The organism is Priestia sp. AB, from assembly GCF_028369225.1.
GTDB classification, from domain to species: domain Bacteria; phylum Bacillota; class Bacilli; order Bacillales; family Bacillaceae_H; genus Priestia; species Priestia megaterium.
In genome coordinates, this window is sequence record NZ_JAQMYN010000001.1 from 780,877 (window position 1) to 800,750 (window position 19,874).

Sequence of the window (19,874 nt, forward strand, 5' to 3'; positions counted from 1 at the left end):
AATTAAGTTTAAGAAAGACTTATGTTATAATACGTGTAGCAAAAACGCACAACTAGATGTGGTATGGAGGAATAGTATGGCAGCGTATACGCCAATGATACAGCAATATTTGAGAATTAAGGCAGAGTATCAAGATGCCTTTTTGTTTTTTAGATTAGGTGATTTTTATGAAATGTTCTTTGAAGATGCTACGACAGCTTCTCAAGAACTTGAAATAACATTAACAAGCCGAGACGGAGGAGGACAAGAGAGAATTCCGATGTGCGGGGTTCCGTATCACTCTGCTCCTACGTATATCGAGCGTTTAATTGAAAAGGGATTTAAAGTAGCTATTTGTGAGCAAGTAGAAGACCCTAAGCATGCAAAAGGTGTTGTAAAGCGGGAAGTGGTGCAGGTGATTTCACCCGGAACACTGATGAACGAACGCGGACTGCATGAAAAGGAAAATAACTATATTTGTTCTGTTACTGCGTTCGAGGATCAAACGTTTGGTCTTGCTCTTTCTGATTTGTCTACAGGAGAAAACAGCGTAACGCTTGTTAGTTCGTTTCACGATATAGTCTCAGAGATTTATGCAAAAGAAGCAAAAGAAGTCGTTGTAAGCTCTGAGTTTCCTGCTGACTTATTACAAACACTAAAAGAGCGCATGACGATTACCATTTCTTATGAGAATAGTACAGAGCAAGTAGAAGGACTAGATTATTTAGTAGAGTCGCTTCAGCAGCAAAAGCTTATTACAACGTTTGCGCGTATTCTTCAGTATTTAACTCGCACGCAGAAGCGTTCGCTTGAACACTTACAGCCCGTGCAGTTTTATCAAATCAATGAATATATGAAAATTGATTTGTTCTCTAAGCGAAACTTAGAGTTAACCGAAACGATTCGTTCAAAAGGAAAGAAAGGCTCGCTTCTATGGTTATTAGACCAGACCGTTACGGCAATGGGCGGCCGTTTATTAAAAAATTGGATTGATCGTCCGCTTTTAAAACAAGCGGATATTGATAATCGTTTGAATATGGTAGATGTCTTAATGAAACAGTTTTTTGAACGAGAAGAACTGCGTGAGTTGCTAAAAGACGTATATGATTTAGAACGCTTAGCTGGTCGAGTCGCTTTTGGTAATGTAAATGCTCGTGATTTAATTCAATTAAAAAAATCATTGCAAAATGTACCTCATATCCAAGAGGTTGTGAATCGTTTGAATCATCCTTATGCGACAAAGCTTGTTGAAGACATTGATCCTTGTGAGCGATTAGCTGATCTTCTTGAAAGAGGATTAAAAGAGCACCCTCCTTTGTCAATTAAAGAAGGAGACATTATTAATGACGGCTATCATGAACAGCTTGATCAATACCGAGATGCAAGCCGAAACGGAAAAACGTGGATTGCGTCACTTGAACAGCAAGAGCGTGAGAAAACGGGGATTCGCTCACTGAAAATTGGTTATAATCGCGTGTTCGGCTATTATATAGAAGTAACGCGGGCAAATCTGCATCTTTTGCCTGAAGGAATGTATGAACGAAAACAGACGTTAACCAATGCAGAACGTTTTATTACGCCTGAGCTGAAAGAAAAAGAAGCGCTGATTTTAGAAGCGGAAGAGAAAATTGTAGAGCTGGAATATGAATTGTTTTTACAAATTCGTGAGGAAGTAAAAGCATATATCCCAAGGCTGCAAGAACTCGCTAAAAAAGTAAGTGAGCTTGATGTACTGCAGTGCTTTGCAAAAATCAGTGAAGAACGTCATTACACGAAGCCTATTTTTTCAAGTGAAGATATTTCGATTCAAAATGGACGCCATCCAGTGGTAGAAAAAGTAATGAATTCGCAGGAATATGTGCCAAACGACTGTCAAATGACGGATGATAGTTCAATTTTACTGATTACAGGACCCAATATGTCTGGTAAAAGTACGTACATGCGCCAGGTCGCTTTAACGGCGATATTAGCTCAAATTGGCTGTTTTGTGCCAGCAGACGAAGCGGTTCTGCCGATTTTTGATCAAGTATTTACACGTATTGGAGCAGCCGATGACTTAATTTCAGGTCAAAGTACGTTTATGGTCGAGATGCTAGAAACGAAAAATGCAGTGACAAATGCCACTCAGTCGAGTCTAATTCTATTAGATGAAATTGGACGCGGCACGTCTACGTATGACGGAATGGCTCTTGCTCAAGCAATTATTGAATACGTTCATGAACATATTGGCTGTAAGACCCTATTTTCTACTCATTATCATGAATTAACCGTACTCGATGAGTCGCTTCCTGCGCTTAAAAATGTTCATGTAAGCGCGGTTGAAAAAAATGGGAAAGTCGTCTTTTTACACAAAATCAAAGAGGGTGCTGCAGATAAAAGTTATGGTATTCACGTAGCGGAACTAGCAGAACTTCCAGATCCGCTTCTGGAGCGAGCTCGCGTCATCTTACACGACTTAGAACAATCTTCTGAGCGTGAACCTGTACGTCAGGCTCCAAAAAGAGAAGAGGTAACACAACAAGTTCCACAAGAAGGTGCTTCTTTGGTTCAAGAAGAACGTGCAGATAGTAAAAAAGCAGATGAAGCCAATCAGCTTTCGTTCTTTGAAATAGAAGAGAAAAAAGAAAAGCCTGCGCTTTCGAAACGGGAAAAAGCAATTATAGATCGTTTAAAAGAGCTGGATATTTTAGAAATGACGCCTTTAGACGCAATGAATGCGATGTATGAACTGCAAAAATCATTAAAGAAGAAATAGATTGAGAGGAGTGAGTCTGTGGGTAAAATTGTGCAGCTTTCAGACGAACTTTCAAATAAAATTGCTGCCGGAGAAGTTGTTGAACGACCTGCTTCGGTGGTGAAAGAACTAGTCGAAAATGCTATTGATGCAAACAGTACAGTTATTGAAATTGAGCTAGAAGAAGCTGGGCTTTCAAAAATTCGTATATTGGATAATGGAGACGGCATTGCTTCTGAAGACTGCTTGACCGCTTTTAAAAGACATGCGACAAGTAAAATCAAAACAGAACAAGATTTATTTCGAATTCGAACGTTAGGATTTCGCGGTGAAGCTTTGCCAAGTATTGCTTCAGTTTCAATGCTTGAACTCAAAACGAGTACGGGAGAAGAAGCCGGCACTCATCTTAAACTTAGAGGCGGAGAAATCGTTCATCACGAATTAACGTCAAGCCGAAAAGGTACCGAACTTGTTATTGAAAACTTATTTTTCAACACACCTGCACGTTTGAAATATATGAAGACGGTAAACACGGAGCTTGGTAACGTAACGGATGTCGTCAATCGCCTTGCGATGTCTCATCCTGAAGTTTCAATTCGGCTGATGCATCAAGGAAGACAGCTTCTGTATACGAACGGAAGCGGAGATGTGCGCCAAGTGCTTGCCGCTATTTATGGAATGGCAGTAGCCAAAAAAATGATTCCGATTAACGTTCAGTCACTTGATTATGAAGTGAATGGTTACGTCGCTCTTCCTGAAATTACAAGAGCTTCTCGTAACTATATGTCCACCATTATTAACGGTCGGTTTGTTAAAAACTACGGGCTGTTAAAAGCGGTACAGCAGGGCTATCATACCCTTTTACCTATCGGCCGTTTTCCAATCGTGTTTTTAACCATTACAATGGACCCTTTGTTAGTGGACGTGAATGTTCATCCAGCGAAACTAGAAGTGCGCTTAAGTAAAGAAGCGGAGCTGTTTGAGCTTATTGAACAAGGAGTGAAAGCTGCTTTTAAAAAGCAGCAGTTAATTCCGGATGCTGTAGTACCAACTAAGTCAAAATCTGCTGTTCAGCCAACTGAGCAGCAGACCTTTACATTTGATCATCAGTCTAAAACGTCTGGCTATCAGCCCTCTAATACGGTTCGCGAGCCTAGTTTTAAGGAGGCTCCGGCTCGTGTAGACGAGATTATGCCGCCTGTTAAAACAGAGGTCATACGTCAAGATGAAGAACTCCAACCAACGTTTCGAGAAATAGAACACTATGAAGAATCGGTGGAAGAAAACGCTCCTATTCCAGAACCGAACCATTCAGCCGAAGATCAGCCAGAACCGCGTGTTCCTGCGATGTACCCAATTGGTCAAATGCACGGAACGTATATTTTGGCACAAAATGAAAAAGGATTATTTATTATTGATCAGCACGCGGCGCAGGAGAGAATTAAGTACGAATATTTTAAGCGAAGGCTCGGAGAAGTAGATTCAGAAGTTCAAGAACTGCTTATGCCGCTTACGCTAGAGTTCTCGGGAAATGAAGCCTTGATTTTAGAAGAATACAAAGACATGCTTGCTGAAGTAGGAGTCTTCTTAGAACCGTTTGGACAAAACTCCTATATAGTTCGTTCGCATCCGCAGTGGTTTCCAAAAGGAGAGGAACAGGAAACCATTGAAGAAATGATTCAGCAAATCTTTACCATGAAACGAGTCAATATCGAAAAGTTACGAGAAGAAGCGGCTATTATGATGAGCTGTAAAGGATCGATTAAAGCGAATCATCATTTGCGAAACGATGAAATTTTTGCTTTACTTGAAACGTTGAGAAAAACTACGGATCCATTTACGTGTCCCCACGGACGACCAATTATTATTCATCATTCGACGTATGAAATGGAAAAAATGTTTAAGCGAGTGATGTAGGCAATGCGGCTAGCTGCAGCTAGCCGTTTTGTTGAATAAATCATCACCATTTGGATAAAATGGAATGATGTGAATGCCTATAGATGAAAGTAGTGTTGTTATGACGGGAGAGAAACCAAAACTTATTGTCATTATTGGACCAACTGCGGTTGGTAAAACAAAATTAAGCATTGAACTTGCCAAACAGTTAGACGGAGAAATTATTTCAGGTGATTCGATGCAAATTTATAAAGGGATGGATATCGGAACAGCAAAGGTGTCAGAAGAAGAGATGCAGGGGGTTCCCCATTACCTGATCGATATTAAGGAGCCGGATGAATCGTTTTCTGTGGCAGAATTTCAAGAGATTGTAAGAAAACAAATCGATGATATTCATGCTAGAGGAAAAATGCCGATGATTGTTGGAGGGACGGGTCTTTATATTCAATCCGTTATTTATGATTATCAGTTCACAGAAACTCCTAGTGATGAAAAAGTTCGTGAACGAATGGAAGTATTTATTGAAGCTCATGGCATCGATCCCCTGTATGAAAAGCTCAAAGAAATTGACCCAGACAGTGCGGCTGCTATTCATAAAAATAACCATCGCCGTGTAATTCGAGCGCTTGAAGTTTATGAAGTAACCGGCAAAAAATTCAGTGACTATACAAAAGAACAGTCGCAAGAGTTATTATACGATGTAACCATTATTGGACTTACAATGGATAGAGACGTATTATATGAGAGAATTAATCACCGAGTCGATATGATGATGCAGGCTGGACTGCTTGAGGAAGTCAAATCATTGTACGAAAGTGGTCTGCATGATGTACAATCAATTCAAGCTATCGGCTACAAAGAGCTTTATGCTTATTTTGAGGGACGCTGTACGCTCGAAGAAGCCGTTGAACAGTTGAAACAAAATTCACGCAGATATGCAAAGCGTCAGTTAACGTGGTTTCGAAATAAAATGCCTGTAAAATGGATAGAAATGGAAGTTGACAAATTTCCCGAAAAGTTTGCTGAAATTTTTACATATATTGCAGGAAAGCTGAAGAAAGAAGCGAATTAAGTAAACAGATAGAGAAACGAGGAGGCCGAATAATGAAACAATCAGTTAATATTCAAGATCAATTTTTAAATCAATTACGTAAAGAAAATATCTATGTGACAGTATTTCTTTTAAATGGTTTTCAATTAAGAGGACTAATTAAAGGATTTGATAATTTTACTGTGTTAATTGAATCTGAAGGAAAACAGCAGCTGATTTATAAACATGCGATTTCGACATTTGTACCAAATAAAAATATTACAGTAGAACTTGAATAGAGATTAAAGAGAAGCATCCGCATATTCGGATGCTTTTTTTATGTAAATAAAGGCTTAGAAAAGTTTCTTAACATTGTTTTTACTCATTGAACATAAACCTTATAATAGACGATTATTTCTTCGGTAATAAGGGATCATTGTCTTCGTATCGTTCATCGCATGCAGCTATGCGATACAGAGAAGTGGGATGAAACGAGAGGTGAACATGGTGGAACAGCCGATAACTCTTAAAAATAATGGGCAAATTAATATCATTTTAAATAATGAAACAAAAAAGGAAAAATCGTATACGACATCAATTCCGCGTCCTGCCAAAAAAGCTGTCATAAATCATGAGCCGCTTCGGGAAATTGAACGAGAAATGAGCGGACTGGTTGGAATGGAAGAATTGAAAAAAATGATAAAAGAAATATATGCGTGGTTATATATTAACAAAAAAAGAGAGGAACAGGGCTTAAAAGCGGGAAAGCAGGCGCTGCATATGATGTTTAAAGGAAATCCAGGAACAGGGAAAACGACGGTAGCCCGCCTGCTAGGTAAATTATTTTTGAATATGAACATCTTGTCTAAAGGACATTTAATTGAAGCAGAGCGGGCAGATTTAGTTGGAGAATACATTGGTCATACCGCTCAGAAAACGAGAGATCTTGTAAAAAAAGCGCTTGGAGGTATTTTATTTATTGATGAGGCTTATTCTCTTGCAAGAGGGGGAGAAAAAGATTTTGGAAAAGAAGCAATTGATACATTGGTCAAACATATGGAAGATTCAAATGATAAGTTTGTATTGATTTTAGCTGGTTATCCAAGAGAAATGGAAAATTTCTTAAGTCTTAATCCAGGGCTGCGCTCTAGGTTTCCGTTTATTTTTGATTTTCCGGATTATGATGTAAATGAACTGATGGACATTGCCGGTCACATGATGAATGACAGACAGTATCAGTTTAGTACAGAGGCCTATAAAAAGCTAAAAGATCATTTTATGGACGTGAAGTACAATCAGACGCCTAGGGATTTTAGTAATGGTCGATATGTGCGAAACATTATCGAACGTTCCATACGTACTCAATCCATGAGGCTTTTAGAAGAAGAAAGCTTTGAGCGCAACGAGCTTCTAACTTTAACGTCAAGCGATATTCAGCTGTAAAAAAAAGCCTTTCGTTACGAAAGGCTTTTTTTCTACATATTTGGTTGTCGAATCGTTTTGATCGGCAGGCGCCATTTGTAAATATATGAACACATCCGAAGACCTACAAGTAAGATAAATAACGTATAAAGTTCTATAGGCGTATTTGTAATATGCAGCCCTACGCTAAATCCTGCAATAATCGCCCATACCGCATAAATTTCATCTTTAAGAACAGTAGGCTTTCGGCGTGCTAATAAATCTCGGATAATTCCCCCGCCGCTTCCTGTTAAGACCGCAGCTACAATAACCGCGCTAAGCGGATGGTTCATATGAGTGGCATAAAGCGCTCCTTGAATCGCGAATGCTGCAAGGCCAATGGCGTCCGAAAAGTTTCCCCATCGCTTCCAATGTTTTAAGATATTGTTTGGAAATAAAAAAGTGGCAGTGATAGATAATAAAGCAATCTGAAAAAAGAGTCCTTGTTCCCAAAGGGCAGACACCGGTACACCGATAAGCAGGTTTCGAATGGCTCCTCCGCCAAAAGCCGTTACGATTCCCAGTATGTAAACGCCTAAAATATCATACTCCTCTTCCATGGCAATGAAAGCTCCGCTGATTGCAAAGGCAATCGTTCCAATAATGCTAAGTACGTCCCAAGTCATGATGCTATCCCCTTTATTCTGTTTTCACCAAGTAGCGACTATTATTTTAAAATCAGGCAGCCTGATTCAAATTTTGATAATTAAACCAATTCAAATTGTATACAGAATTTCGTGATATTTCAATGTTTTTTTAATCATCGTTTTATAGATTTTAAAAAGGGTGTTAAACTAGTAAAAGACAATGTATTCTGTCTCTTTTGCAAAGATGGAGAAATAGACATTTTTTTGATATGATATGAATGATTTGTCAATTTAATAGTAAGGGAAGGAAAAATCTTTGACAGCAGAAATGAATACTGAACTTGAACGCGTAATTTTAGTCGGATGTCAGCTTCATGACGATGACGAACGTTTTGAATATTCAATGGATGAGCTAGCATCTTTAACTGAGACTGCAAAAGGCGAAGTGCTGGTAAGGTTAACGCAAAAGCGCGATCGCATTCATCCCGCTACTTATATTGGAAAAGGGAAAGTAGAAGAACTTGTGGCTCTTGAAGAAGAGTTAGAGCCTGATTTAATTGTATTTAATGATGAATTGTCACCGAGTCAAATCCGCAATTTGTCAGCAGGGTTATCTGCGCGTGTTATTGACCGTACGCAGCTGATTTTGGATATCTTCGCACAGCGTGCTCAAACGCGAGAAGGAAAAATGCAGGTGGAACTGGCTCAATTAAATTATCTGCTGCCTAGGTTAGTAGGACAAGGTACCGCTTTGTCGCGTCTTGGAGGCGGAATTGGAACAAGAGGTCCTGGTGAAACGAAACTTGAAAGTGACCGCAGACATATTCGCCGTAAAATTGATGAAATTAAGCGTCAGTTAAAGACAGTGGTAAGTCACCGCGAACGTTATCGAGAAAGACGTAAGCGTAATCATGTCTATCAAATTGCAATTGTGGGCTATACGAACGCTGGTAAATCGACGATCTTTAACCGCTTAACAGAGGCGGGTATTTTTGAAGAAAATCAGCTGTTTGCAACTCTTGATCCAACGACAAGACAGTATACGCTTCCGTCAGGACTAACGGCTCTTTTAACGGATACGGTTGGATTTATTCAAGATCTTCCAACAACGTTAGTAGCCGCGTTCCGTTCAACACTTGAAGAAGTAACCGAAGCTGACCTTGTTCTGCACGTGGTAGATTCTTCTAATCCAGATTACAACAACCACGAAAAAACAGTGCATCGCTTACTAGAAGAGCTGAACGTAACGGACATTCCGATGCTGACAGTTTACAATAAAGAAGATATGCAGCATGAACTATTTGTCCCATCCGCTTCCACATCTTTATCAATGAGCGCTTTTAAAGCTACTGATTTAGTGAAGCTTGGAGAAAGAATTCAAGAAGAAATGAAAAAAGAAATGGCGTTTTTTCATGTGCTGCTGCCGGCTTATGAAGGAAAAATGCTCGCTGAACTCAAAACGGTCTCTATTCTTGAGTCGTTAAAATTTAATGAAGAAACTGAGAAGTATCAGTGCAAAGGGTATATTGCAAAAGAGCATCCCCTTTACAAAAAGCTACAAACGCTTGAAGAAAGTTGAGGAACAAAGAAATGATGTTTGATCAGTTAAAAAACGGGGCACGCATTCGGGAACTTGCTGCAAAAGTAGAAAAACAAATTAAGCCTGTACATGAGAAAATTGACGAGCGCATTGAAGCAAATCAATTTCGGGTGCTGCAAAGCTTTCAGCAAAATCGAGTGAGTGATTCACATTTTAATCCGACAACGGGGTATGGATATGACGATCTAGGCCGCGATACGTTGGAGAAAGTATACGCGGACGTTTTTGGAACAGAAGCTTGCCTGGTGCGTCCGCAAATTATTTCAGGTACGCACGCAATTGGTATATCGCTGTTTGGTGTACTGCGTCCTGGAGATGAACTATTATATATAACTGGAAAGCCTTATGACACCCTTGAAGAAATTGTTGGTATACGAGGAAGCGGCGTAGGCTCTTTAAAAGAATATAATATTAGCTATAAATCAGTAGATTTAACAGCGCAAGGTCAAGTGGATTTTGAAGAAGTGAAAGCGTCTATTCATGAGCACACAAAGATGATAGGCATTCAGCGCTCAAAAGGTTACGGCATTCGCCCTTCTTTTACAGTCGCGCAAATAAAAGAAATGATTTCTTTTGTAAAGAGTATTAAGCCTGACGTTATAGTATTTGTCGATAACTGCTACGGTGAATTTGTAGAAACAATCGAGCCAACGCATGTAGGAGCAGATTTGATGGCGGGGTCGCTCATTAAGAACCCTGGTGGAGGTCTTGCTAAAATCGGCGGCTATATTGCAGGACGAAAAGACCTAGTGGAAGCTTGTTCATACCGAATGACAACTCCTGGAATCGGTGCAGAAGCTGGAGCGACGCTGTATAGCTTGCAAGAAATGTATCAAGGTTTCTTTTTGGCTCCGCACGTAGTCGGTCAAGCATTAAAAGGAGCGGTTTTCTCATCCGCTATGTTCGAAGAGCTAGGGATGCAAAGTGAACCGAAGTGGAACAGTGAACGAACGGATTTAATTCAATCCGTGCAGTTCGATGACCGCGATAAAATGGTTTCTTTTTGTCAGGCTATTCAATTTGCTTCGCCAATTAATTCACACGTAACGGCCTATCCTGCTTATATGCCAGGGTACGAAGATGATGTGATTATGGCAGCTGGAACGTTTATACAAGGAGCAAGCCTTGAGCTGACGGCAGATGGACCTATCAGGCCTCCTTATGTCGCTTACGTGCAGGGCGGGTTAACGTATGCTCACGTAAAAGTAGCAATATGCATGGCAGTAGATCAAATGCTGACGAAAGAACTTTTATAAAATATAAGATAGAAAGACTATTTTCTCCCCGCTAAGAAAGAAAAGATAGGCTTATAAAAATAAACGAAGTACTATTTATTTGTATAGAAGAAATGTTCAGAAAAATTTATGTTAGAATTACTAACATTCGGTTGACAGGTGAACTAACATAGCATACAATGTAAATAGTTAATCCAAAGGAGGAACTGAAATGAGTGACAACATTCGAAGAAATACGCCACTTTTCCCAATTGGAATTGTGATGCAGTTAACTGAGTTGTCGGCTCGCCAAATTCGCTACTATGAAGAACATGAATTAGTTGCACCAGTAAGAACAGAGGGAAATCGACGATTATTCTCATTTAACGATGTTGATAAGCTGCTTGAAATCCGTGATCTTATTGAACAAGGTGTAAACTTAGCAGGTGTAAAACAGCTGTTTCATCTTCAAAAGGAGCAAAAAGGGCATAAGCAAGAAGAAAAAGTTGTGGCAGCAACAGCAAAGCCAGAATTAACGGACGATGAATTGCGAAAAATGCTTCGTGCAGAACTTATGCAAGCAGGCCGTTTTAATCGAGCAACTTTAAATCAAGGAGATATGTCCAGGTTCTTTCATTAATAAAGTTATCAATATTTATGCCGTTCGTATGTGAGTGGTATAGATTATAAATATTATATAGAGATTTAGGGGAGGATCACACGATGGCAAAGTACACAAAAGAAGATATTTTCCGCAAAGTTCAAGAAGAGAATGTAAAGTATATTCGTCTTCAGTTCACTGACATTTTAGGAACAATTAAAAACGTTGAAATTCCAGTAAGTCAATTAGAAAAAGCGTTAGACAACAAAATGATGTTTGACGGTTCTTCTATTGAAGGGTTTGTACGTATTGAAGAATCAGATATGTACCTATTCCCGGACATTGATACATTTGTTATTTTCCCTTGGACATCTGAAAAAGGTAAAGTAGCACGTTTTATTTGTGACATTTACAATGCAGATAGAACTCCGTTTGATGGCGATCCACGTAATAACTTAAAACGTGTGTTAAAAGAGATGGAAGAGTTAGGATTTACTGATTTTAACCTTGGACCTGAGCCAGAGTTCTTCTTATTCAAATTAGACGAAAAAGGCGAACCTACATTAGAATTAAATGATAAAGGTGGCTACTTCGACTTAGCGCCAACTGACCTTGGTGAAAACTGCCGTCGTGACATCGTATTAGAGCTTGAAGAAATGGGCTTTGAAATTGAAGCATCTCACCATGAGGTAGCTCCTGGACAACACGAGATTGACTTCAAATATGCTGCTGCATTAAAAGCTTGTGATGATATCCAAACGTTCAAACTTGTTGTAAAAACAATTGCACGTAAACATGGCTTACATGCTACATTCATGCCAAAACCATTATTTGGTGTGAATGGTTCAGGTATGCACTGTAACGTTTCATTATTTAAAGATGGTCAAAACGCATTTTATGATGAAAACGGTAATCTAGAGCTAAGTGATACTGCTCGTCAATTTATCGCAGGTATCATCAAGCACGCACACAGCTTTACAGCAGTAACAAATCCTACTGTAAACTCTTATAAGCGTCTAGTACCTGGATATGAGGCTCCTTGTTATGTTGCATGGTCTGCTCGCAACCGTAGCCCATTAATCCGTATCCCAGCTTCTCGCGGCGTAGGAACTCGTGTTGAGGTACGTAGCGTAGACCCAGCTGCTAATCCATATTTAGCAATGGCTGTTCTATTAAAAGCTGGTTTAGATGGAATCAAGAACAACCTTGAAGCTCCAAAACCTATCGATCGTAATATCTATGTAATGACAAAAGAAGAGCGTGTTGAAGAAGGTATCGTAGATTTACCTGCAACATTAGCTCAAGCTTTAGATAGCTTCCAATCAAACGAAGTTATGGTTTCTGCATTAGGTGAACACTTAGCAGAGCACTTCGTTGAAGCGAAAGAAATCGAATGGGATATGTTCCGTACACAAGTTCATCCTTGGGAACGTGACCAATACATGAGCCAATATTAATTCCTAAAAGTCCGAGAGATCGTTTATACGTTCTCTCGGACTTTTTTGTTTTTCAAAATGAATAACATTGCGCATATTAAATATCGAACTAAGCTGTTTATAAAACAAGTATAGCTGCCTGTCGTAAAATTTACGGGAGGATTTTTGTTGTTTTGTTATATACAGGAAAGAATTTGGTTATATGAATTAAAAAGGATAAGCTTTTTGTCTCATTGAATCTATATGTAAAAGTAGTGTATAACAGATAGAGAGATTGTTTATGTGTTCACTCTGCACTTCAGTATAACTTCAGAGAATTTTCAGCCAGTCGTAGTGTCATTAGAAAATACTGTTGGAGAGGAATGGAATGAAAATGCAAGAAGGAAATTTTTTCAAAGGTTTAGTAATAGGCATATTAATAAGCATTCCAATTTGGATTATTCTCATTGTTATAGGCGTTCTGCTTTTTAAATAAGCCTGTTCTCATAATAGAATAGACAAAACTTTCCTTTTAGTGTATACTTTAAATGAAAATGATAATTATTATCATTTAATCAACGAATCAACACTCTGCATATAGCTGTCACTCCTTGAGAGCTATCCCTATTTAATATTCTGTCTACAACGCAGAATAAACCGTTGCCTTTGAGTAGCGGTTCTTTTTTTTAGTAATTTTCTACTTAGTAGGCTAGTATACGTAGCACTTTTTCCCCTCGTGCATATGTTAACAATAAGGAGGGACAAGTAATATGAAAAAAATCTATCTTGATGCAGGACATGGTGGGGCAGATGCAGGAGCAGTTGGAGCGAACGGACTGTATGAAAAAAACTTAGTTTTAAAAATTCAACAATATTTAATAAGCTATTTAAATAGCATGTACAGTGATTTTACGATTAAAACCACTCGTACCACAGATGTTTTTTTATCGTTATCTCAGCGAGCTTCTCAAGCTAATTCGTGGGGCGCAGATGCATTTATGTCTATTCACGTAAATGCCGGTGGAGGAACAGGATACGAAGATTATGTTTATAGAAGCGCTAGCAATGCCAGTAAAACGTTTCAATCGATTGTGCACGGTCAAGTACAGCCAACGCTGCTGTCGTATAATCATCCGAATCGCGGACGAAAATCAGCCAATTATGCGGTGCTTCGCTTAACAAATATGCCTGCAGTACTCACTGAAATAGCTTTTATTGATAGGAGCGCCGATGCAGCACTTCTTCAAAATGAAGCTTTTTTAAAAAGTATGGGTGAATCGTATGCTAAAGGAATTGCCGTATATTTAAATTTACCTCGCCGTGCAGTTCCAAATCCATCACCATCTCCAACACCGACACCGACACCAAATCCATCACCTTCTGAACCAGGTACAAAAACGTATACGATCAAGCAAGGAGATACGCTGTACAGTATTGCACAGAAGTACGGAATAACAGTACAAGCGCTGCAAGAAGCAAATAAAGGGCTTTCTGATCCTTTAACCCTACAGGTTGGAAAAACAATTGTTATTCCTTCAGGAACTTCACCAAACCCATCTCCAACACCGTCACCAACTCCACCTTCGGAACAATATCCACTTCCAAATGGAATTTTAAAACAAGGTGATTCTGGAGAAGCCGTGAAACAGCTTCAAAAAGCATTAAACGCAGTTAATTTTAAAGTAGGGTCAGTAGACGGAATATATGGAGTTCAAACGAAAGATGCAGTCAGACGTTTTCAGCTTGTGTATCTTCCTTATGATGTAGATGGCATTTATGGTCCTCAAACGAAAAACAAGCTAGCAGCCGTTTTAAAAGCAAAAAGTTAAAGCAAGAAGGTCTTCTGTAAGCAGGCAGAAGGCCTTTTGTTTTCCTCTTAAAAGCGCCTTAAGCACTATTTTCTGGTTTACGTAAAATAATGCTTTACAAACCATTTGTACGGGAGTATATTATCTAAGAACAAAGGATAGTTATGAAAGAAACATGTTATCAATCATACTCTTTAACCGAAAATTATATTGACCTGTTATCGCTTAATTCGTCAGAAGTGGGGGACCCAAATTTGTGCATTGTCACTTGGGGTGAATCCTTTTTTTAAAAGGTAGGGCTACTCTCATAGCCCGAATCCGACAGCTAACCCCATAAGCGTTTTGGAGAGGAGGTTTAAGCTGTGTAAAAACGCTGAGAACCCTTAGTGTTTTTTTTGTGCGTTTTTTTAACATAAAAAGGTATTTTTTAGGAATAATATCACTTATTCGTGAACTTGTAACGGAGCTTAGCAATGAACAGTAAATAGTAGCTAAGCAATCATCGGAGGGAAATTACGTGAACTATTCAGTTCTCAAAAGATTATTGATTGGAAAGCCGCTTAAAACAAAAGAGTTAGGCGACCAAAAACTTAGTAAGCTTAAAGCACTGGCTATTTTATCATCAGATGCCTTATCTTCAGTGGCTTATGGAACAGAACAAATTTTGATTGTACTTGCAACAGTCGGCGTCCTTGCCTATTGGTATTCGATTCCAATTGCGCTTGGGGTATTGGTTCTGCTGACGGCTTTAATTCTTTCATATCGCCAAATTATTTATGCGTATCCGCAAGGTGGAGGAGCTTATATTGTTTCGAAAACCAATTTAGGGGAAAATCCCGGGCTTATCGCTGGGGGATCATTGTTGGTGGATTATATTTTAACAGTTGCTGTGAGTGTTTCAGCAGGAACCGATGCTTTAACTTCGGCTTTTCCCACGCTGCATCATTACAATGTAGTAATTGCCTGTTTGCTGGTGATTTTTATTACCGTCTTAAATTTACGTGGTGTAACAGAATCCGCTTCCGTATTAGCTTATCCGGTTTATTTATTTGTTATTGCTCTTATTTTGTTAATAGCGGTAGGCTTATTTAAAATAGCGACAGGTCAAGTTTCACCTGAGCTGCATCCATCTCTCGGTACAGTAGTGCCAGGTATTAGTTTGTTTTTATTATTAAAAGCTTTTTCATCAGGCTGTTCGGCATTGACAGGTGTAGAAGCTATTTCAAATGCAGTGCCTAACTTTAAAGAGCCAGGTGCAAAAAATGCTGTTCATACATTAATGCTGATGGGCGGTATTTTAGCCGTTTTATTTTCTGGCATCACGTTTTTAGCTTATTGGCTTGGCATTTCTCCAAAAGCAGATGAAACGGTTGTATCACAAATTGCATCGAGTGTGTTTGGACGAAATGGATTTTATTATTTTATTCAAGGCACAACAGCTCTAATTCTAGTGCTAGCGGCGAATACGGGCTTTTCAGCTTTCCCTTTGCTGGCTGTCAACTTATCGTCTGATAAATACATGCCAAGAATGTTTCAAATTCGTGGCGATCGATTAGGCTATTCAAATGGAATTGTGACCCTTGGAATTGCTTCTATTGTCTTAATTGTAGCTTTTAAAGGAGCGACTGAACAATTAATTCCTCTTTATGCAGTCGGGGTGTTTATTCCATTTACGCTTTCTCAAACAGGCATGATTGTCAAATGGCTTAGAGAAAAGCCGGCCGGCTGGCAAGGGAAGCTAACCATTAACTTAATTGGTGCCCTCATTACCTTAACGGTGCTAATTATTTTGTTTACAACGAAGTTTTCACAAGTATGGTCCGTGCTCATTTTCTTACCGGTTATTGTCTATATTTTTCATCGCATTCATACGCATTATGAAGCGGTAGGAGAGCAGCTTCGCATTAAGCAAGGAGAAAAGATTGGAAAGCTTGAAGGAAGTGTGGTCATTGTTCCTGTAGCAGGAATGACAAAGGTAGTAGAAAATTCATTAAATTATGCAAGAACGATTGGCGATACCGTTATTGCAGTGCATGTGGCCTTTGATCGAGAAAGCGAAAAGAGAATGGAAGAGAAGTGGGAGAAGTGGCAGCCTGATATTCGTATTGTTACGTTTCATTCTCAATACCGCAGCTTAGTGCGGCCGCTGTTTCGATTCATCGATATGGCTGAGGAAAAAGCCCGGGAAAATAATATGGCTATTACGGTCGTTATTCCGCAATTCATTACGAAAAAAAGCTGGCAAAATATCCTTCACAATCAGTCCAGTCTGTTGTTAAAAGCACATTTGCTTTACCGTAAAAATGTAATTGTTACAACTGTACCGTACCGTTTTAAAAAATAATGAAACATGACTAAAAACCTCCAACTTGTATGTCGGAGGTTTTTAATTTTTAAATTCACATACACTAACCGTAATCGAATCTCATCAAAGGCGCAAACGGAGGGATTATATGAGTGAATTAATTAAATTGTTGCGAAAGGGAAATAAATCCGCCATCATGGCCGCTGTAGTTAATACCATTATCTCTATCATTAAAGGTATTGCCTTCGCTTTAACAGGGAATGTAGCAATGTTTGCTGAAACGATGCACAGCTTAGGCGATGCAGCTAATCAGTTTTTTGTCTTTATAGGTTCGGCATTAAGTAAAAAAGCCCCGACCAAACGATTTCCAAACGGTTTCGGCCGATTGGTTAATCTCGTTCTATTGGGAGCGGTTCTTGTAGTAGGGATTATGGCGTTTGAAACGATTAAAGAAGGATATCACCATATTCTTCATCCGACGAAGTCTTCAGGCTTTATTTTAAATATTGCAGTACTTGGCATCTCGGTGTTACTTGAGATGTTTGTCCTATTTAAGGCAATGAAAGAAATTTTGCACGATGTCGGAATGAATACTACAGAGGTCAATGTTTTTACCCAAAGCTTTGTTCATTTAAGGAAAGCAAAGCCAGCAACCAAGCTGGTCTTTATGGAAGATCTAGTAGCTACTGGAGGAGGCGTATTGGCGTTAATAGCCGTTTTCATTTCACGGTTTACACCTTTTCACCAAGCTGAAGGAATTGCTTCTATTTTAATTGGGCTTATGATGTTTTTTGTGGTAGGACGAGTATTTTTAGATAATGCTGCTGGAGCGCTTGGTGAAGCAGATAAAGAAATGGAAATAAAAATTGGCGCGATTGTCATGCAAGATGTACAAGTGCGTGATATTCAAACATTAATGGTGATGAAAGAAGGAGAAGAGCTTCACGTTGAATTAAAAGTAGAAATTGATCCTTCTTTAACAGTGGCAGAAGCTGATGACATTAAAGATCGTCTGGAAAATCGTATTTTACAGGAAAAAGGAGTAACGGATGTCATTATTGAATTTGATGAAGATGATGGAATTCCGGACTGGGCGCCAAGTGATTTACAGCTTCAAAAAGAATAAAAGCAAGGAAGAAAACAACTGTTTTCTTCCTTGTTTTTTTAGCTATATACTTTTTCACGTACGTTCGGAGAATCTGTTGAAGCTTTCGAGAAGTTAATGGTTTCACGTACAACGTAAATAGGTCTATTTTTACTTTCATCGTAAATTCTTGCGATGTATTGTCCGACTAGACCTAAACCAAGTAGCTGAATACCGCTAAAGAAGGTGATAGCTACCATAATAGAAGTCCAGCCAGGCTGAATGTTTTTACCTATCAGCCAAACAACAATCGAATATTAAAACTAAAAGTGATACAAAAACCGATAATAAGCCAATAACCATTACTAAACGCAAAGGCTTCGTTGAAAACCCAATAATTCCATCTGAAGCAAACTTGATCATCTTTTTTAAAGGATATTTTGTTTCACCAGCAAAACGTTCATCGCGCTCATATTCTACATATGTTTGCCTGAAGCCAATCCAAGACATCATTCCTCGTACAAAACGATTACGTTCAGTCATTTGAAATTACAACAGCGGCATAACGTTTGATAAAAGAGTAAGCGGAGTAGGAAAAAGATTTCGTAATAGAAAAAGCTGTTTGCATCCATAAGTATGCGAACAGCTTTTATGTTTTAAATCGATCTTTTAATAAATTCCATAGGGAGCTCACTCCGAGACTAATGCTGATCAGAATTCCTGATAGAGCTACTATTAAAGCGATATATTCAAAGATAGAAAACTGCTTCATACTATCCCAATTGATGTTTCCCTTTAGCTTGCTAATAACTAAATTCATTCCGTAAATACCGGAAAGAACGGTATAAATCGTTAAAATTAATAATAAGTAATTGTGACGCTTGGCCGCAATTTTCTCTTGATTTTGATACAAAGTACCAAGGGTTTCTTTGACTTCTTGATAAAGAGAATTGATGTGGAAGATTTTTTTAAAGAGCTCAGAAAACTCTTGACCTTCTGTGCGAGAGCTAATTTCTAAAAATAAATATTTACCTGAAAATACGGTAATAGAGCGGATTAGTCGCTCAATGCCCTCTGAATTTTTATGAAACGTGAGCTGAGAATACTCATAAGATAGTTTTAGCAACACGATTTTATAGAAAAAATGCAAAAATAAATTATAATAATGCTGGCCAAATAGATGATTCATCAAAAGCTGATCCGTTTTAGAGTCTGTCGATTTAGAAATACACGAAAACACATGGTCTGTTATAACGTAATAGGTTTCAGGAGCCCATCTGGAGTACACGTGTTTGGTATTATACGTTTTAATATACTCGTGGTTGTGTGCAGAGATAAACGGTTTCCCGTCAGGCGTATAGCTATTTAGCTGCCCAGTACGAAATAAAGTTGTGGAGTTAATCTCTTGCTCTTGATTTACCGTTACATAACTTAATACAAACATCCGTTCATCGATAAAATAAGGAAGGCTCCCTACATGCTGTTCACGCGTGGCTTCTTTTTTGATGTGTTCGTTCAAAAATGGCGCAAGCTGTGAAAAAATATAATCCTGTACTTTGCTATAGCGGTGATGTTCATAGGTAATGGTGGATCCATGCTCTTCAGCAAGCTTCGGTTCTAATACACGAAAATGATTCATGAATTCTAAAATGTCATCATAGGTGTAATGATTATGACTCATCTCAGTGCGAATGGTCATGACGCCAATCTCAAAAGGACATAAAAAAACATCCACAGACAGCACGTTGCTAGACACGGTGGTGGAGGAAGTTTGTAGCGTAACGGTATGGTCTATTTTTTTTGAAAATCGAAGCAAGCCTTCTTTTTCGCAGGAATCAGGGAATAGAATACATTCAATGTAAGGAAGAAAATATTGATCCAAGCTATCATGAGATACGTAATACTGTTCTCCGTAGTATTCTTTTTCTACATGTTTGTTTTGAATGGAAAAAAACTCAAACAAATTTTCTTTCAGTGCATGAACAAGCTGCTCTTTATTTTTTCGGTCAAAGGAAAAAGGAAAAAGAAACATGTTCATTGCTTTGGTAGGTACAATGGTTTGAAATGGTTCTGTTTTCCTTGGTGTATTGGTCATAAACTACATCCTTCTTATAGTCGGTTGTATTTCCTTGTAAGAGTCGAGGAAATGCAGGTAGAAAG

General features: G+C 38.7%; 14 protein-coding genes, 1 pseudogene and 1 riboswitch. Of the genes and pseudogenes, 12 read left to right on the top strand and 3 right to left on the bottom strand.

All coding sequences use genetic code 11. The features are described from left to right. The first annotated feature begins 76 nt into the window (after nt 1–76). From mutS to spoVK, 5 genes are all read left to right on the top strand, one after another. A complete protein-coding gene (gene mutS, locus POF52_RS03990) occupies nt 77–2,734 on the top strand; it encodes a DNA mismatch repair protein MutS (RefSeq protein ID WP_271989913.1) in 2,658 nt (885 codons plus the stop codon). Nucleotides 2,735–2,752: 18 nt separating this feature from the next. After that, nucleotides 2,753–4,630, top strand: coding sequence for a DNA mismatch repair endonuclease MutL (gene mutL / locus POF52_RS03995; protein ID WP_271989916.1), 1,878 nt, complete (start codon nt 2,753–2,755; stop codon nt 4,628–4,630). Between the two features lie 100 nt (nt 4,631–4,730). Beyond that, nucleotides 4,731–5,681, top strand: coding sequence for a tRNA (adenosine(37)-N6)-dimethylallyltransferase MiaA (gene miaA / locus POF52_RS04000; protein WP_026106681.1), 951 nt, complete (start codon nt 4,731–4,733; stop codon nt 5,679–5,681). Nucleotides 5,682–5,713: 32 nt separating this feature from the next. Next, on the top strand, nt 5,714–5,938 hold the full coding sequence (gene hfq / locus POF52_RS04005) for an RNA chaperone Hfq (RefSeq protein WP_013058791.1): 225 nt from the start codon (nt 5,714–5,716) through the stop codon (nt 5,936–5,938). 187 nt (nt 5,939–6,125) lie between these two features. Beyond that, nucleotides 6,126–7,082: a stage V sporulation protein K gene (gene spoVK, locus POF52_RS04010; protein WP_016765353.1), complete on the top strand. Its 957-nt coding sequence runs from the start codon at nt 6,126–6,128 to the stop codon at nt 7,080–7,082. A 32-nt stretch (nt 7,083–7,114) separates the two neighbouring features. Here the strand turns inward: spoVK and POF52_RS04015 are convergent, their stop codons facing one another. Next, nucleotides 7,115–7,726 carry a trimeric intracellular cation channel family protein gene (locus POF52_RS04015; protein ID WP_013084735.1) on the bottom strand — a complete coding sequence of 204 codons (612 nt, stop codon included), beginning with the start codon at nt 7,724–7,726 and terminating at the stop codon, nt 7,115–7,117. A gap of 277 nt (nt 7,727–8,003) precedes the next feature. Here POF52_RS04015 and hflX point away from each other — a divergent pair, with 277 nt between their 5' ends. From hflX to POF52_RS04050, 7 genes are all read left to right on the top strand, one after another. After that, nucleotides 8,004–9,266: a GTPase HflX gene (gene hflX / locus POF52_RS04020; protein ID WP_016765352.1), complete on the top strand. Its 1,263-nt coding sequence runs from the start codon at nt 8,004–8,006 to the stop codon at nt 9,264–9,266. Nucleotides 9,267–9,280: 14 nt separating this feature from the next. Then, complete coding sequence (locus POF52_RS04025) at nt 9,281–10,543, top strand: methionine gamma-lyase family protein (protein WP_025750257.1); 1,263 nt, start codon at nt 9,281–9,283, stop codon at nt 10,541–10,543. Between the two features lie 190 nt (nt 10,544–10,733). After that, nucleotides 10,734–11,141 (top strand): MerR family transcriptional regulator, encoded by a 408-nt coding sequence (locus tag POF52_RS04030; protein WP_013058786.1) that lies wholly within the window; start codon nt 10,734–10,736, stop codon nt 11,139–11,141. 83 nt (nt 11,142–11,224) lie between these two features. Continuing rightward, entirely contained in the window at nt 11,225–12,559 is a 1,335-nt protein-coding gene (gene glnA / locus POF52_RS04035; RefSeq protein WP_013084732.1) for a type I glutamate--ammonia ligase, read from the top strand. A gap of 728 nt (nt 12,560–13,287) precedes the next feature. Then, nucleotides 13,288–14,346: an N-acetylmuramoyl-L-alanine amidase gene (locus POF52_RS04040; protein ID WP_271989925.1), complete on the top strand. Its 1,059-nt coding sequence runs from the start codon at nt 13,288–13,290 to the stop codon at nt 14,344–14,346. A gap of 191 nt (nt 14,347–14,537) precedes the next feature. Continuing rightward, nucleotides 14,538–14,680: riboswitch (cyclic di-AMP (ydaO/yuaA leader) on the top strand. 162 nt (nt 14,681–14,842) lie between these two features. Then, nucleotides 14,843–16,669, top strand: a complete 1,827-nt coding sequence (locus POF52_RS04045; protein ID WP_013084729.1) for an APC family permease — start codon at nt 14,843–14,845, stop codon at nt 16,667–16,669. 109 nt (nt 16,670–16,778) lie between these two features. Next, on the top strand, nt 16,779–17,756 hold the full coding sequence (locus POF52_RS04050; RefSeq protein ID WP_271989931.1) for a cation diffusion facilitator family transporter: 978 nt from the start codon (nt 16,779–16,781) through the stop codon (nt 17,754–17,756). A 38-nt stretch (nt 17,757–17,794) separates the two neighbouring features. Here POF52_RS04050 and POF52_RS04055 read toward each other — a convergent pair. Together POF52_RS04055 and POF52_RS04060 are read right to left on the bottom strand one after the other, a co-directional pair. After that, nucleotides 17,795–18,260: pseudogene (locus POF52_RS04055) on the bottom strand (glycosyltransferase); the annotation flags it as partial. A gap of 103 nt (nt 18,261–18,363) precedes the next feature. Beyond that, nucleotides 18,364–19,809, bottom strand: a complete 1,446-nt coding sequence (locus POF52_RS04060) for a hypothetical protein (protein WP_176583338.1) — start codon at nt 19,807–19,809, stop codon at nt 18,364–18,366. Between the last annotated feature and the right edge of the window lie 65 nt (nt 19,810–19,874).

What these genes read in the sequence shown, in the direction of transcription:
- glnA (WP_013084732.1), top strand. Translation starts at nt 11,225, where the DNA reads ATGGCAAAGTACACAAAAGAAGATATTTTCCGCAAAGTTCAAGAAGAG.
- mutS (WP_271989913.1), top strand. Translation starts at nt 77, where the DNA reads ATGGCAGCGTATACGCCAATGATACAGCAATATTTGAGAATTAAGGCA.
- POF52_RS04025 (WP_025750257.1), top strand. Translation starts at nt 9,281, where the DNA reads ATGTTTGATCAGTTAAAAAACGGGGCACGCATTCGGGAACTTGCTGCA.
- POF52_RS04050 (WP_271989931.1), top strand. Translation starts at nt 16,779, where the DNA reads ATGAGTGAATTAATTAAATTGTTGCGAAAGGGAAATAAATCCGCCATC.
- spoVK (WP_016765353.1), top strand. Translation starts at nt 6,126, where the DNA reads ATGAAACGAGAGGTGAACATGGTGGAACAGCCGATAACTCTTAAAAAT.
- miaA (WP_026106681.1), top strand. Translation starts at nt 4,731, where the DNA reads ATGACGGGAGAGAAACCAAAACTTATTGTCATTATTGGACCAACTGCG.
- POF52_RS04030 (WP_013058786.1), top strand. Translation starts at nt 10,734, where the DNA reads ATGAGTGACAACATTCGAAGAAATACGCCACTTTTCCCAATTGGAATT.
- POF52_RS04040 (WP_271989925.1), top strand. Translation starts at nt 13,288, where the DNA reads ATGAAAAAAATCTATCTTGATGCAGGACATGGTGGGGCAGATGCAGGA.
- POF52_RS04060 (WP_176583338.1), bottom strand. Translation starts at nt 19,809, where the DNA reads ATGACCAATACACCAAGGAAAACAGAACCATTTCAAACCATTGTACCT.
- hfq (WP_013058791.1), top strand. Translation starts at nt 5,714, where the DNA reads ATGAAACAATCAGTTAATATTCAAGATCAATTTTTAAATCAATTACGT.
- POF52_RS04015 (WP_013084735.1), bottom strand. Translation starts at nt 7,726, where the DNA reads ATGACTTGGGACGTACTTAGCATTATTGGAACGATTGCCTTTGCAATC.